Below are 15,219 nucleotides of genomic sequence, written 5' to 3'. Positions count from 1 at the left end.
TCGCGCGCGACCGCTACAAGGGATCTGCAAGAACTTGTCGAGATCGGTGCCCTCTCGCGCACCGGCGAACGTCGATACACGCGTTACTGGCTGAAGCTTGAGGGGCCGGGTGGGTAGTGCATCGTCGGCGGAGAGGGCCTATTTTGTTCTCTAATCGTTCAATGCAATCTTCGGGCGTGTCAGGAAACAAGAAAACGCTCATGAGAGAGTGTCATTTCGCTCCGTACCGCACAGGGCTCCTTCATCGCGCCAGAAACGCCGCCGCTCCAAACCAAGAATTTCTGCACACATCGACAACCCCGCATAAAACACGTCGTTAACGATGTCTTTAGCGAGGTGTCTTAGATCATTTCCAAAGTCTCAGTCAGACGGTACGAATGGCGCGTTTACTATGATTCATGGTGCACCGGTTGGGAAAACCAACCTACCCAAGTAAACTCGGAACGCCTACAAAACCAATTGTGTAAAATGCTCTCCTTGAGCCAAAGCTCGTAATATACTCGCCCAACCGGAGCAGTGACATAATAGCGCGTTATTGGATTCACCTCAACCCTGTCTCTTGCCAGCAGTTCAGAGCGCTCGGAAACGGGATGGCAGGCTGCAAACATCGGATGACTGCAACAGTCAGGCTCGCGCGATTGACAGCGCACCTGTCAGCGGCTAACTGCCAGAAATGAGCAACTGCGCCCGTCTCCCTTCGGCCTTCGCCAAAACCGTATTGGTCGTGGTTTTTCTGGTTGCGGGGCTGTTAGGGGAAACGGTTCACCGTCCTTTGATGCCGACAGCGCCCGGTGTCGAGCAACTACAACAATCCCTGATTCAGCGGGCCGCCGTCACCGCCGAAAAACAGGCCCGGACTCAGCGACCCGATCAGGTAGCAGCCGTCAGCGGTAGTGGGATTGATGGCATTGGTGTGGCCACTTCCGAGCCGCCGTTGCCGCCTGAAAGGCTCATTCTGTTGCTGGCCGCGCCACGGGCGCCACCTGTTTTCGTGCCGCAATTTCCCCAAGCGCACCCGTCCCGTGCGCCTCCGGTTGATATGATCTCACGACGCGCCTGACTGCCCTACGAAATAGGGGCGCGATGGCGTTTGCCTCCTTAAAAAATCGAACACTGAACCGGCAGGGCTGGCGAGGCCGCGGGTCTCCCTCTGCTTTGGAGAGATCATGAAACGACCGACTTTGCTCAAACGTCTCGGCGTTTGGGGCATCTGCCTGCTAAGTATCTGGCTGGCACTGCCGAATGCATTTTATGCACGTGTTGACACGCACAAAACCGCCACTGAAAACAGCAGCCAGGGTGACTGGCCCGGATGGCTGCCTGACAATCTTATCAATCTGGGATTGGACCTGCGCGGTGGCGCCCATCTTCTTGCTGAGGTTGACGTGCCCGGCGCAATTGAACAACGCCTTACCGCGCTATGGCCTTCCTTGAGGGACGCACTGCGCGAAGAGGGAGACAATGCAGTCCGGATCAAAAAAACTGCAGGCACCCGCTGGCGAACTGCGTGTTGCCGTGTCGCCGGACAGCTTTGGCGACATCGCAGCCCGGATTGCTGCAGGTTTTGCCATCCATGTCGCGGGGCCCACTGGCCTAATGATGCCCGATCTGGAGGTGACTGAGGACAATGGCTTCCTAACGGTGCGGTATTCCGCAGCGGGCTACAAGGCACTGAGCGAACAACTTGTCTCGCAAAGCCTGGAAACCGTTCGCCGCAGGATCGACGAGACCGGGACCCGGGAGCCTACCATCCTGCGACAGGGAGTTAACCGAATTTTGATCGAGGTGCCGGGGTTCTTCAATGCAGATGCCTTGAAGGTCCTCATCGGCACGACCGCGCAGTTATCATTCCATGCGGTCCTGCCAAATGGTGCTGGCACGGCTAAAGATTCACTAGTCTTGTCTCAGGCGGGGGAGCCCGAGATTATGTATCGTCTGGACCCCAGGTCGGTGGTGTCCGGAGGGCATCTGACGGATGCGCAGGCGAGTTTCGATCAGAACGGCCGTCCGGCGGTGTCTTTCCGTTTCGACGCGGCAGGGGCACGGGCGTTCGGTGATTTCACCGCGTCCCATATCGGCAGCCCCTTTGCCATTGTGCTGGACGACGAGGTTCTGTCGGCGCCGGTCATTCAGTCACACATTGGAGGCGGAAGCGGCATTATTACCGGGCGTTTTACAGTTGAGGAGAGCACTCAGCTGGCGACGCTATTGCGGTCAGGTTCTCTTCCGGCAGAACTGAACTTTCTGGAGGAAAAAACGGTTGGGCCGGAGCTTGGCGGCGACAGCATCGCGGCCGGTCTGAATTCGGCCTTGGTCGGGCTGGTGGCTGTCTGTGTTCTGATTGTGGCCTGCTACGGCGGGTTGGGGTTGGTGAGTGTGGCCGCACTGGGGATTAACATGGTGATCCTTGCGGCCGTTCTGACGAGCGTGGGTGCGACCCTGACGCTATCGGGGATTGCGGGCATGGTCCTGACGCTAGGCATGGCTGTTGACGCCAATGTGCTGATCTTCGAGCGCATACGCGAGGAAGTGCGGCGTGAGCGCAACCTGTGGCGCGCGGTTGGCAAAGGGTTCGACAACGCATTCTCGTCGATCCTCGATGCGAACCTGACCGGGTTGCTGACAGCTGGGCTGATGTTTCTGCTGGGGGCCGGACCGGTGCGGGGTTTTGCCGTTACATTGGGGCTGGGAATCCTGACATCGATGTTCACGGCATTGGTTATCACCAAGCTCATCTTGCAAAATTGGCTGGAATGGCGCCGTCCACCCCGATTGCCGTTGAACGGCCTGTTTGGATTTCTTGGGCGGCAATCGGTGATAGATTTCTTCCGTCTTCAATGGATTGCGGTCGGGACGTCAGCAACGGCTATGCTGGCTTCAGTTCTGATGATCGCACTCATTGGCCTGAACCTTGGGATCGATTTCACCGGCGGTACTAGCGTGCGGATCGAGACACCGCATGTCTTGCAGTTGGAAAGCTATAGGGAGGCGCTGAGCAATCTGGCGCTGGCAGATGTTGCAGTATCCGAGGTGTTTGGCGCAGGCGTTGATGGCAGTGACCATGTCGCCAACCTGCGTCTGGCAGCCGACGGCGAGATGGGGGCTGCGCTGTCGTCAAGTCAGTTGCAGGAGGTCCGCAACGCTCTGTTGCAGGTCGACCCGGACCTGCGCGTTACGGCAACCGAAAGCATTGGTGGCAAGGTCTCTCCAGAGCTGGTCCGTGCGGCGATACTAGCGGTGGTGGCTGGGGTTCTGTCGATTCTCGGCTATATCTGGATGCGCTTCGAGTGGCAGTTTGCCGTCGGTGCAGTGGTTGCCCTCACCCATGACGTATTGCTGACGCTCGGGTTGTTTGCGCTGCTGGGGCTGAAGATCGATCTGGCCTTTGTTGCGGCCTTGCTGACGATTTTGGGTTATTCGATAAATGACACCGTCGTCGTGTTCGATAGGGTCCGCGAAAACCTCAGGCGCTATGTCGCGATGCCGTTGCGGGACCTGCTGAACTTGTCGGCCAGCGAAACACTTAGCCGGACGGTTCTGACCTCAGCGACCACCTTGGTTGCCTTGCTCGCTTTGCTGTTCTTCGGCGGAGATGTGATCCGAAGCTTTGCGCTGGCGATCACCTTTGGCGTGGTCGTAGGAACCTATTCCTCAATCTATGTCGCTAAGAACATCGTCTTGTTACTTGGTTTAGATCGCAGGTTGCCCGAGGCGCGAAAGCCCACAGGCCAGTACGACCACATTGAAGCGTAAGTCATGACGCCCTGTCCGTTCCGCAATACGGAATGGGCAGGGCAAAAGTATTGCGATTCAGTTCACAATGACATTGTTGCATGGATCAGCGTTTTTCTGGGTGTTGTCAAATTAACTCAACAAGTCGGATCGTTCCGATACGTCATCCTGTCCTCTGGATAAAAATCTGAAGATCGAAACTGATCTGCTTTCGGGCTTGTGGCGTATCAACATTTAAACAAGCTGGAGTAGGCGCAGATGCAGATTGTCATTCTATATTTGACTACCGCCGCGTTATTCTTGGTGTTCGACGCGGTAATGCTGAAAACGGTCATGAATCCGCTGTTCAAAGAGCATATCGGCGATTGGCTTTTGAATGATATCCGCCTGCTGCCGGCAATCGTGTTCTATCTGTTCTATGTTGGCGGGGTGCTATGGTTCGTGTCGCTGCCGGCACTGCGGGCAGGTGTTCCCGTCAGTGCGTTAATCAATGGGGCCATTATTGGGGCGTTGGCCTACGGAACATTCGAATTCACCAACTATGCCATCTTGCGCGACTGGTCCTTGCAAATGGTCGTTGTCGATGTGGCATGGGGTGCGGTCCTGACAGGGTTCTCCGCGTGGATCGGGGTCACACTGACGCGGGCCTTCATTTGAGAGAAGGCTTGGACAAGGGGCGCGACAGTCTGAGGAGCAAAACCGGCGAGGGGATGGACACACTCGCGGGAGAATGGAGTTCCGCAGATAAGGCGCATGTCGGAGCAAGGATTGCCAGTGTGTGCGGAGTGCTGAATTCAGCCCGATGGCGTCGCAGATGCTGTCGATAAAGTCATAGAACAGTAGCGCATAGCCGAGATGATCAAATGCAGAAATTTGAAGACAACGATGTGGGCCTCTCGCAATATTCTCTGAAAGATGTCAGCAACATTGGCGCCCTCTTGGTGTTCGTATCGGTCGTTTTCGGCGGTGGGTTGGCTATCGGCGTGTCTACCTTGCCGGGGGATTGGTATGCTGGCCTGATCAAGCCGTGGTTCAATCCGCCGAACTGGATATTCGGGCCGGTATGGTCCGTGCTTTACATCGCCATTGCTGTGGGAGGTTGGCGCACTTGGCAGCGTGATCGCTCCGGGCTCGCGATGAAAGTGTGGATCGTGCAGATGATTGCCAACTTCGCCTGGTCGCCGGTTTTTTTCGCGGCTCACAGAATTGGTTTGGCATTTGCCGTCATTTTACTGGTTCTGGGGGCGATCGCAGCCTTCATCATCCTGATGTGGCGTCGCGATCGCATGTCTGCACTGCCGTTTGCACCCTATGCCGTTTGGGTAGGCTTTGCATCCATATTGAACGGTGCGATTCTGTTTCTGAACTGAGGGCGGTCAAGTATGAAAAGAACGCTGATTGTGGGGGCATCGGGAGGTATTGGTGGTGCATTGGTGCACAATGTTGAGAGTCGCGGGGAAAGCGTGGTCGCATTGTCGCGCAGCATCGATGGTTTGGAGATTGTGGATGAGAAGAGCGTTGCAGACTGCCTTGACCGACTGGACGGGTGGTTTGACAGGATCGTTGTCGCAACCGGCGCGCTGTCAGGGGCTGGGTACAGGCCGGAGAAGACGCTGAAATCTCTCGATCCCGCGGCGATTGCCGCACAATTCGCTTTGAACGCAACCGGGCCGATGCTGGTGTTGAAGCATGCGCTGCGTCTGTTGCCGCGCGACAGGCGGTCGGTTTTTGCAGTGCTGTCCGCGCGGGTTGGGTCGATCGGCGACAATCGGCTTGGGGGCTGGTATTCCTATCGCGCCTCAAAGGCGGCGCTAAACCAACTGGTTCACACCGCGGCTATAGAAGTGGCGCGCAGCCACAGTCAGGCAATCTGTGTGACTTTGCACCCCGGCACGGTTGCCACCGCCTTTACCAGGGATTACCCCAATCATGTAAGTGTCTCGTCGCAAGAGGCCGCGCAAAACCTGTTGCGCGTGATGGATGGGTTGTCGACGGCAGATACAGGCGGCTTTTTCGATTGGGCCGGCAAACAGGTGGTATGGTGAGCGGGGCACGCGATCATCGAAAGATGCGATAGAACAAACTGCTTGGCAGGATCTGCCCAACGCGGAAAAGCCACGAGAACGGGGCCGGAAAGCTTGTCGAAAAACGTCCGCTTTGCATCGCTGCCAGGACATCGGCGGCGGCCTCTTCCGGAGTCTGGATAAACGGCATCCTGAAATCGTTCTTGTCGGTCAACCGCGTCTTGATGAACCCTGGATTCACCACCTGAACCTTGACACCGGTTCGACGCAGATCGGCATAGATGGTTTCGCCCAGATGCATCAGTGCGGCCTTGCTGGCACCGTAGCCGATGGCTCCGGGCAGCCCGCGAAACCCGGCGAGAGAGCCGATCAGAACGATGTGGCCGCGGTTTTCCTTCGCAAATCGCGGAACCACATGCCCGAGCAGGCGCACCGCTCCAAGGAAGTTGACCTCGCACATTGCCTCAACGGCGGTCGCGTCCCAATTCTGCGCCTTCATCGGTGTATATTGCCCCGCAGAGTAGATCACACCGTCCACCGCGCCCGCCAGGTTCATCGCTCGCGCGATTGTCGCCGGATCGGTCACGTCCATTTCAAGCGCTGTTGCGTCGCGCAGAGTGCTGGCCAGCGAGGTCAGCCGCTCACCACTCCGCGCCGACAGGATCAGTCGGGCCCCCGCGGTATCCAGCGCCTGTGCAAGGGCGCGGCCCAGACCTTCGCTAGCGCCGACGATCCAGTATGTCTTACCTTCCAGATTCATGCGTGCGCCAGTTCGACCTGCACCACATCGGTCCGTCCGGTGGCAAAGGTGGCAGTGCAAATATCGAGGTAGTAGCGCCAGGAGCGAAGGAAGGCATCGCCATGGCCGAGCTTGCGAATACTGGTGTCTTGTGCCTGCATCCGTTCGGACCAGGCCATGCAGGTGCGGGCGTAATCCTGGCCAAACGAGAAACTGTCACGCAATATCAGACCGGCCTTGCGCGCCTGATCCGCTATTATCGCATCCGATAATAACAGACCGCCGGGAAAGATATGCTGGCGGATAAAATCCGAATTGTATCGGTAGAGATCGAAATTCGCGTTTTGGACGGTGATTGCCTGAACCACCGCCCGGCCACCCTCTGCCAGCCGATTTTTCAGCGTAGCGAAATAAGTCGGCCAATAGCGTTGGCCGACGGCCTCGATCATCTCGATCGAAACGATATTGTCGAATTTTCCGTCGCAATCGCGGTAATCCTGCAGCCGAATTTCCCCTCGCCCGTCAAGCCGGGCATCTGCATAGCCCTTCTGGCTGGGCGAAACAGTCAACCCGGTTACATGGCGGCCCTCATCGGCGGCGCGTTCGGCAAAACCGCCCCAGCCGCAGCCGATTTCAAGCACTCGTTCACCCTGACTCAACTTGCCAAGGATGCGGTCGTATTTGCGGTTCTGTCCGCGCAGAAGGTCGGTGTCGTCCGGCAGGAACAACGCCGAGGAATAGGTCATGCCTGGGTCCAGCCATAGCTGGTAGAATTCATTGCCCACATCGTAGTGAGCGCGAATGTTTCGCGACGACCCCCCGCGCGAATTGGTGCGTAGGACACGATCGATCAGCCGCATCTTTAATCCGTTCCAGAAATTGCCATCAGCATACGTGTTCAGCCGGTCGAGGTTTTGTAGTGCCACCGTGCTGAGATCGACGATCGAGGGCGTGTCCCATAGCCCTGCGACGTAGGATTCGCCAAGGCCTACACTGCCACGTGTGGCAATGGAGGTGACCACAGACCAGTCGTGCAAATGTAGTTCCGCCTGTACTCCGCCGCTTCCGAAATCATGGATCTCGCCCTCGGGTGTGCGTAGCCGCAGGCTGTCGGTGTGGATGCCTTGGCAACTGTCCAGAAAGTCGCGTTTCATTTGTTTGCTCAGGAACAGCATCAGCTTACCTCTTGATTTGGCGGTACGGGGCGGGCACGAAAGCGCGCGCCTTTCCGTTTCAGGCGCAACGCCTGCCAGTAGATCAATGCTATGGTGCGCAGGGCCCCTGCCGGGCGGCGCAGCAGGGCGCCCAAGATCGCGGTGTTGGTCAGTGGCGCGCGTGGTCCGGTCAACGTGGCGACCAGTCCGGTGTTGCCATTGCGGAAATCAATGCGGATGGAGACCTTCTCGGGGCGTATGTCGAACTGGAACGCATAATCGCCGGCGATCTCTTGAAAGGGCGAGACATGCATCAGCTTTTCAACTTTGATCCGATCACGCGGGCCAAGCGGCGCAAGGTCGGGGTTGGCGCAGAAATAACTGTGCCTGTCGCCATATGTGTTGGTCACCTCGGCAATCGCAGCGCACAGCTTCCCGTCCTTCATGGCAAGCCAGAAGCTGACCGGATTAAAGACATAGCCCAGAAAGCATGGCTGCGTCAGCAACAAGATATCGGCGTCGCTTAACCCGCGTCCGGCAAAAATTGTGCGCGCCCAGCTTGCGCCCTTACCAGCCTTGGGTCTGCCGCCATGATTGCGGTCATGCACGGAGGCCAGATTGAATCGATTGCGCGAAAACAGGGCAGGGCCGTCGTCGGACTCGGGGGCGATCAGAACATAGTCCACGCCATAGCGAAACGCATGGTCTGGCCCGCCGCGTCGGCTGTGGCTGGTCGTCGCCGGGATATGTTCTGGAAACCGTCTCATGCGATTTGTCGGTCGATCTGGCGGGCGATGCGCACGGCGCTGGCAAACCCGTCTTCGTGAAATCCGTGGCGGGTGTAGGCCCCGGCGAACCAGGTGTTGTTCGCGCCTTGAAGGTCACGCAGGGCACTTTGCGCCTTTATCGCGGCGCGGTCGAATACAGGGTGGCGAAAAACGGTGCTGTCATAGGTCTTGTCCGCAGCTACCTCGCGCACCGGGTTCAGAGTCACGAATAGCGGGTCGTTTTCCGGGATGTTCTGCAATCGGTTCATCCAATAGGTCACGCCCATCGAGGGCGCCTCTTGCGAAGTGTCCCCGTTGTAGACCCAGCTTGACCAGCACGCCCGGCGACGGGGCATCAGGGCCGGATCGCAATGCAGCACTGCCGTATTGTCCTGATACCGGATTGCCGAAAGTGCCGCGGTTTCCTGTTGGGTGGGCTGCGCCAGCATGCGCAGCACCTGATCGGAATGGCAGGCAAAGACAACATGATCGAACGTTTCTGCCGGTTGTCCTTCAACGTGTACCACGCTTTGAACGCCATTGCGCGTGACCGAAGCTACCGGTGTCGCTTTACGGATTGCTACGCCGTTTCCGCGCAGTCGGTGTTCCAGCCGGCGCACATATTCTATGCTGCCGCCATCGACAGTCCACCATTGATGTTGGCCCCCGGCGCTCAGCAGCGCATGATTGCGAAAAAACTGCACCAGTGTGCGGGCTGGGAAACCGGCAATCTCTGTTGGGGGAGTTGACCAGATCGCACCGCAAATCGGCAACAGGTAATAGCGCTGGAACCACGCACCCAGGCCCAGCTTCTCGACCAGATCGCCGATCGTCATGGTGTCGTCGGTCGCCACCGCTTCGGCCCGTGCGTTGAACGATGTGATGTCGCGAACCATGCGCAGGAAACCGGGCCGCGTCAGATTGCGAGTTTGACCGAGCAGACCGCGCAGACTGCGCAAGGCGTATTCGACGCGACCATTGTCGATGCTGGCGCCAAAGCTCATGTCGCTCGGCTTTACCGGCACGTCGAGATCCATGAACATTCGCGTCAAATGTGGATAATTGGCATAGTTGAACACGATAAACCCGGTATCGACGGGTTGGTCGCCATTGTGTCCGGCCACGACAGTGCGCGCGTGTCCACCAAGTCTCGGCTCGGCCTCGAAGAGAGTGACGGCGTGGTGCGACGCCAGCAGGTATGCCGCCGCGAGACCGGAAATGCCACCACCGACAACGGCAATACGTTGTGGGCAGATGGATTGAGCATCAAATGACATGGGCGCTCCTTTTTTAATCTGAATCATTACGGCGCGGGAAAACGTTCAGATCAAAATTGATCCGGCTTTTCCGCCGCAGCGTAGTCAGTCTATGATTAAAAACGCATCACTCACGCTGCCACGGAGCCGACCGCTTTGCGCTCATTTGCAGGGTTTACAGGCTGATCCAGACAGGGAGCAAACTTGCGTGCCGCAATCAACAGAGCCGATTTTCTCTGATCAGACCGTGCTGATGTTGGCCGTGCGCGATCGGCGTGACCGCGCTGCGTTCGGGCTTCTGTACGACCATTTTGCGCCGCGTTTGAAAGGGTTCGTTATGCGGTCCGGCCTTGGCAACAGTGCTGCCGAGGATGTTGTACAAGAGGTTATGCTGACCGTCTGGCGCAAAGCAGACACGTTCGACCCTCATCGTGCACAGGTGTCTGCCTGGATATTCCAGATCGCCCGCAATCGCCGCATCGATCTGGCACGAAAAGAAAACCGCCCACTACCCGAAGAAATCAAGATGGTCGATGAAATCGAAGACGATGCCAGCCAGATTTTGGCGATGGAGCAGGAAGCTGGACAGCTGAAGCTTGCGCTGGACCGGCTTAAACCCGATCAACGTGACCTCATTGAAAAGGCCTATTTGGGTGAATTTACCCACAAGGAAATCAGTAACCAGACCGGTCTTGCACTCGGGACCGTGAAGTCCCGTATAAGGCTTGGTCTGGAGCGATTGCGCCATGAGCTAAAAGGAATGCGATAGATGTCGCAGATCAATCACCATATCCCCGAAGCCATGTTGGTGGCCTATGCCGCAGGATCTTTGCCGCAGTCGTTTGCTCTGGTTGTCGCGGCACATGTCTCGCTATGCGACGAATGCCGTGCCGGGTTGGGGGCGCATGAGGCCGTCGGCGGGGCTTTGCTTGAAGGGGAAACGTTGCAGATGGTGTCCGGCTCAACGAAAGAGGCGGTCTTTGACCAACTTGACGATGTGCCATTGCCTGAGACCGATCCCACCTTCGAGCGCTCGGGCGTGTTTCCCGGTCCGGTTATGGAGGTACTGAAAGGCAAGCTGCCGCGCTGGAAGTCTGTCGGCGGCGGCGTGCGCCAGACCCTTCTGCATGCAGACAATGAAGGCAGCGCCCGGTTGCTGTACATTCCGCCCGGTAAGGCCGTTCCGGATCATGGCCACAACGGGATCGAACTGACCTTGGTATTGCAGGGCGCGTTCAGTGACGAGATTGGCAGGTTTGGCGTTGGTGACCTGGAGGTTGCCGATGACACGCTCGAGCACACGCCTGTCGCGGAGCCCGGCGCGCCCTGCATATGTTTGGCTGCAACCGATGCGCCGCTTCGCTTCAACAGCCTGATCCCGCGCCTGTTGCAACCTCTGATGCGCATCTGAAAGCCAAGTTCAACACGCGTCGTCGTGCCCGACTCCAAGAGGAGCTCGGGCATCTAGTGGTATCGCGAATATTTTCGTCTATCCATTTGTTTTAAATAACAAAAAAATGTGATCTTGTGATCCCTTTCTGCGACAGTGAGCAGTTCACGCAAGCCTTTGAACTTACGCCACAACCCGCTGCGTACCTCGCATGGTCTCGAACTTGGGAAGTGCTTGGCTGTCGTAGAAGTCTGAAATTCATCTGGCGAAGTTTGATCTCTGTAAAAAAGGACCGGCTCAAATGAGCCGGCCAGTCTAACAGGAAGATAGGAGATGTTGTGTCTCCGTGTTTAACCTTACCACGATACGGCCATGCTACGTGCAGCCTGAACAGGCAAATGTCGCGCCTGTGATATTCCAACATCATCGGTTACCTAAGTTCGACCGTTTAATTGGGATGCGGCATGCGGGCTTCATAGAGGCTAGCGGCTACACATACCGAGCCAAGAGGTCGGACAAATGACCGCAACCTGAGACGATCGATATCAGCACCCTCACGTAAACGGAGCTAATGGAATGGAATCCATTGCTCTCGAACACCCACTGTCAGAAATCAAATCGGGAGAAGGAGATATTCTGTTTGAATCTGACGTGAGGACCGGCAGTCACCAATTTGGCCGACATTGAGGCACGACGCTCTTACGAATGAAGGCATTTTCCAACTGCGTTCGGTGATCGTTGTGGTAATTCAATGCTATGAGCATCGTATTGGTTACAACTATTATCGCATCTCTTTTCCTCGTGATCGGGGCTGCGGAGCCGTTGGCGGCCAGACTGAAGCTCCCCTATAGCGTTATCCTCGCTATTCTCGGCGTCTGTATCGGTGCCAGTGCGATCTTCTTTCTTCAAACAGAACTGACAGATGCGCTGAATTCCGTGGCGGAGGCAATCCTCGGACTTCCGATTCGTTCGAATGTCTTCCTCTACGTCTTTCTGCCGACACTTCTGTTTCAGGCGACCCTAGGCATGAACCTGCGCCGGATGCTGGACGACTGGGTGCCGATCCTGATGATGGCGGTTGTCGCAGTGGTCGTGGCGACTGTTAGCATCGGCTATGCCCTCTCCTGGGCAAGTACGTTGCCATTGGCTGCCTGCCTGCTGATCGGCTCTATCGTGTCTACCACCGATCCTTCGGCGGTGGTTTCGATTTTCAGGTCGATCTCGGCCCCGCGTCGGCTTGCCCGGATCATCGAAGGTGAGAGCCTTCTGAACGACGCTGCGGCTATTGCGCTCTTTGGTCTGTTCATGGGCTTCGTGATGCTGGGCACGCCCGATCCGAGCCTCACCGATGCGCTCGCCCGTTTTCCGCTCCTGATCGCGGGAGGGGCGTTCACGGGCTGGATGATCGCACAGATTTCAGTTCGGATCATGGCGTTGTTCAGCAATCATGAACTGGCGGTTATCTCTATCTCGGTCGCGCTCCCATATCTCGCCTATGTCGTGGCCGAACAAAGCGTTGGCGCCTCCGGCGTGATTGCCGTGGTCGCTGCCGGTTTGACACTAAATCTTGCCGGGCCCGGACGTTTGCCGCCCCAGGCGTGGACCAACCTGCGGGATCTGTGGGATGTTCTTGCCCATTGGGCGGGGGCGCTGATCTTTATTCTCGCCGCACTCCTGATCCCTCGGATGCTGGAAGAGGTACGCGTCGATGATTTTGTTCTTGTCGGCGTAGTTATCCTCGCGGCCATCGCGGCACGGGCGGTCATCCTGTTCGGTCTTTTGCCGCTCTTGTCTCTCCTTCGGCTCTCTCCCTCGGTCGACAGACCATATCGGGTTGCGATCCTCTGGGGCGGGCTGAGAGGGGCGGTGACACTCGCCCTGGCGCTTGCGGTAACCGAAAGTTTTCGGGTTCCCGACGGAATTCAACGGGTGGTCGGTATCCTTGCTACGGGCTTTACGCTTTTCACGCTGATTGTGCAGGGTACGACGTTGCGTTGGATGATCGGCCGCCTCGGGCTGGATCGGCTGTCGCCGATAGATGAGGCTCTGTCGCGTCAGGTCGTCGCCGTGGCGCTTCAGACTGTGCGCGAGGATGTGGCGCACACCACTGAGAATTACGATTTGAGCCGGGATATAGTGCGCTCCGAAGCGAAACGCTTTGGGGAAAGGCTGGACGACGCCGTGAAAAAGGCGGAAGCCAGCACCGATATCCTCGACCGGGACCGGGTGACGCTTGGTCTGATAGCGCTGGCCGGTCACGAGCGCGATACAATTCTCGCCAAGGTTCGCGAGCGAACGATCTCGGCGAAAATGGCGGAACAGGTTTTATCGGATGCCGACCGCCTGATCGAAGGTGCACGTTCCGGAGGACGCAGCGGCTATAATCGCGCCGCGAGACGTAGCGTTGCCTATGGGCGGGGATTTCGGGCGGCAGGTTTTTTGCAAAACAGATTTCATCTGTCGGGCCCGCTTGCCACAATGACAGCGGACCGGTTCGAGCTTCTGCTTTCACAGCGTCTTGTTTTGCGGGACTTGGGAGCCTTCATCGATGGCCGCATCCGTCGTATTCATGGGCGGCGGCTGTCCGATCTGCTCCATGAACTCTTATCACGCCGGATTGACGCGGTTGAAACCGCGCTCGAAGGTCTCCGCCTGCAATACCCCGGTTATGCCGAAGAACTCGAACGGCGCTTCATCCGCCGGACCGCGCTGCGACTTGAAGAACGTGAATACGTCGCCATGCGAGAGGATGGCCTGATCGGGGCAGAAGTCTACACCAAACTCATGGAGCGCCTTGCCTCGCACCGCGCCGCAGCGGAAGAACGTCCACATCTCGACATTGCCTTGCAGCGCATTGAACTGGTTCGGCAGTTCCCTCTCTTCGCAAACCTGGACGATAAGAGCCTGAAGCGGCTGAGTCATGCATTCAGGACACGCTATGCAAATGCCGGAGAACTCATCGTCGGCAAAGACACCGTCGGAAAGAGTGTGTTCTTTATTGCATCTGGAGCCGTCGAACTGGAAACTGCAGGCCAGACTTGGCGATTGGGGCGGGGGGAGATGTTTGGCCAGATGGCGATCCTCATGAAAAAGACGCCTCGGACCGAGGTTCGTTCCATTGCGCCCTCGACGCTTCTGGTGCTTGATGAAGCGCGTTTCGTTCGTCTCCTCAAGCGCAGCGAGGTGCTTCAGGACGCCGTTCGCACAAGCGCGGAGAAGCGTGGCATTGATGCAACCAAGCTATTGACTACAGGCACGCATAAGTCCCGATAATCACTTTTTACCGATGCAAAGTATGAAGTATAACGAGATATTTCTACGCGATTCAGCGAACCGAAAGAACGATATCGACAGAAATTATAAGCAATATGAGATTCGTGTAGCGGCTGAGTACTGGAAGCCACGGTCGCTCCTTGTATTTTGCACAAATCCGCAAGGTAACCAGGAAATGGAACGCGAGCAAAAACCCAGTCAGACTGACATATGAACGATGATTCAGCATACCCTGTGTTTCGGAAACTAAAAATGCAATAGCGACCAAGCCAGGTATGGAAAGCGCTTGGAGTACCTTATCAACTGCAATGACAGCTGGCGGTTCTCGCCGTGCAAGAGAGCGATCACCCGGGAAAAACAGATTTAGCACTGCATAGGTGGCCACGACGATTGCACCACAAATCTCATATACTTGCTGACGGTAGTCCAGAATGAGAATTAAGCCAGAAATTGCTGCCATTGTCACAAGCAGAAACAGAGCCGAGTAAATGGCAGACCGGATTATTATCAGGGCATGGATTTTTCCCACAACAATCTTTGAAGTATCTTTTGAAACGAAAAGCATAAAAAAAGGATCAAGAATACAGAATAGGACCACGAACGAACGGATATAGCTACTCCAGTCCATGCCTCACATCCTCTGGGGGGGGTATTCGACGTGTTTAGTCATCGAAGGCTACGAATTCCAGTACCTAGGCGGCGGCCTATTCGGGATCATATACTTGAAAATCAGCGGTTACGATGCTTCGGTGTGAACTGACCTGCCCCCCGAGGCTCCCTCATTCATAACGAGAGTCTGCGGGTCTGGTTTTCATAGTCTTCGGTTTCGTTTTGGGCAAGCGCGCCGGGCGCGGAGCCCTCAAATTGCTCAAGCGTCCGGCGCG

General features: G+C 56.9%; 14 protein-coding genes and 1 pseudogene. 10 read left to right on the top strand and 5 right to left on the bottom strand.

Features of this window, described 5'->3' with window-relative positions:
- From KPG71_RS19720 to KPG71_RS19175, 7 genes and pseudogenes are all read left to right on the top strand, one after another.
- Positions 1-117 (top strand): annotated as a pseudogene (locus KPG71_RS19720) (DUF4172 domain-containing protein); the annotation flags it as partial.
- Between the two features lie 556 nt (positions 118-673).
- Positions 674-1,060: a hypothetical protein gene (locus KPG71_RS19195; RefSeq protein ID WP_216340305.1), complete on the top strand. Its 387-nt coding sequence runs from the start codon at positions 674-676 to the stop codon at positions 1,058-1,060.
- Positions 1,061-1,166: 106 nt separating this feature from the next.
- Positions 1,167-1,622 (top strand): hypothetical protein, encoded by a 456-nt coding sequence (locus KPG71_RS19715; RefSeq protein WP_253196388.1) that lies wholly within the window; start codon positions 1,167-1,169, stop codon positions 1,620-1,622.
- The gene (secD, locus tag KPG71_RS19190; RefSeq protein ID WP_367397397.1) at positions 1,597-3,753 is read left to right on the top strand and encodes a protein translocase subunit SecD; all 2,157 of its coding nucleotides are present in this window, start codon (positions 1,597-1,599) and stop codon (positions 3,751-3,753) included. Before KPG71_RS19715 ends, secD begins: the two co-directional genes overlap by 26 nt.
- 237 nt (positions 3,754-3,990) lie before the next feature.
- The gene (locus KPG71_RS19185) at positions 3,991-4,389 is read left to right on the top strand and encodes a DUF2177 family protein (RefSeq protein WP_216340302.1); all 399 of its coding nucleotides are present in this window, start codon (positions 3,991-3,993) and stop codon (positions 4,387-4,389) included.
- A 206-nt stretch (positions 4,390-4,595) separates the two neighbouring features.
- Positions 4,596-5,102, top strand: coding sequence for a TspO/MBR family protein (locus tag KPG71_RS19180; RefSeq protein WP_216340300.1), 507 nt, complete (start codon positions 4,596-4,598; stop codon positions 5,100-5,102).
- A gap of 12 nt (positions 5,103-5,114) precedes the next feature.
- Positions 5,115-5,777, top strand: coding sequence for an SDR family NAD(P)-dependent oxidoreductase (locus tag KPG71_RS19175; protein WP_216340298.1), 663 nt, complete (start codon positions 5,115-5,117; stop codon positions 5,775-5,777).
- Between the two features lie 13 nt (positions 5,778-5,790).
- Here the strand turns inward: KPG71_RS19175 and KPG71_RS19170 are convergent, their stop codons facing one another.
- The 4 genes from KPG71_RS19170 to KPG71_RS19155 are packed head-to-tail and all read right to left on the bottom strand — an operon-like array spanning position 5,791 to position 9,693.
- The gene (locus tag KPG71_RS19170; RefSeq protein WP_216340296.1) at positions 5,791-6,516 is read right to left on the bottom strand and encodes an SDR family oxidoreductase; all 726 of its coding nucleotides are present in this window, start codon (positions 6,514-6,516) and stop codon (positions 5,791-5,793) included.
- On the bottom strand, positions 6,513-7,670 hold the full coding sequence (locus tag KPG71_RS19165) for a cyclopropane-fatty-acyl-phospholipid synthase family protein (RefSeq protein WP_216340294.1): 1,158 nt from the start codon (positions 7,668-7,670) through the stop codon (positions 6,513-6,515). Before KPG71_RS19165 ends, KPG71_RS19170 begins: the two co-directional genes overlap by 4 nt.
- Positions 7,670-8,416, bottom strand: a complete 747-nt coding sequence (locus tag KPG71_RS19160) for a DUF1365 domain-containing protein (RefSeq protein ID WP_216340293.1) — start codon at positions 8,414-8,416, stop codon at positions 7,670-7,672. The genes KPG71_RS19165 and KPG71_RS19160 overlap by 1 nt, the downstream gene beginning before the upstream one ends.
- On the bottom strand, positions 8,413-9,693 hold the full coding sequence (locus tag KPG71_RS19155; RefSeq protein ID WP_216340309.1) for an NAD(P)/FAD-dependent oxidoreductase: 1,281 nt from the start codon (positions 9,691-9,693) through the stop codon (positions 8,413-8,415). Before KPG71_RS19155 ends, KPG71_RS19160 begins: the two co-directional genes overlap by 4 nt.
- 232 nt (positions 9,694-9,925) lie before the next feature.
- Between KPG71_RS19155 and KPG71_RS19150 the strand changes: the two genes are divergently transcribed.
- The 3 genes from KPG71_RS19150 (at position 9,926) to KPG71_RS19140 (ending at position 14,335) form a co-directional block, all read left to right on the top strand.
- Positions 9,926-10,441 (top strand): sigma-70 family RNA polymerase sigma factor, encoded by a 516-nt coding sequence (locus KPG71_RS19150; protein WP_216340307.1) that lies wholly within the window; start codon positions 9,926-9,928, stop codon positions 10,439-10,441.
- The gene (locus KPG71_RS19145) at positions 10,442-11,083 is read left to right on the top strand and encodes a ChrR family anti-sigma-E factor (protein ID WP_216340291.1); all 642 of its coding nucleotides are present in this window, start codon (positions 10,442-10,444) and stop codon (positions 11,081-11,083) included.
- Positions 11,084-11,818: 735 nt separating this feature from the next.
- Positions 11,819-14,335: a cation:proton antiporter gene (locus KPG71_RS19140; RefSeq protein ID WP_216340289.1), complete on the top strand. Its 2,517-nt coding sequence runs from the start codon at positions 11,819-11,821 to the stop codon at positions 14,333-14,335.
- Positions 14,336-14,387: 52 nt separating this feature from the next.
- Here the strand turns inward: KPG71_RS19140 and KPG71_RS19135 are convergent, their stop codons facing one another.
- Positions 14,388-14,963: a MarC family protein gene (locus KPG71_RS19135; protein ID WP_216340287.1), complete on the bottom strand. Its 576-nt coding sequence runs from the start codon at positions 14,961-14,963 to the stop codon at positions 14,388-14,390.
- Between the last annotated feature and the right edge of the window lie 256 nt (positions 14,964-15,219).

It is taken from the genome of Roseovarius sp. PS-C2 (assembly GCF_018862045.1).
In the GTDB taxonomy this organism is placed as follows: domain Bacteria; phylum Pseudomonadota; class Alphaproteobacteria; order Rhodobacterales; family Rhodobacteraceae; genus Roseovarius.
The sequence above is the reverse complement of the archived record's forward strand: the minus strand, read 5'-3'. Positions and strand labels throughout refer to the sequence as shown.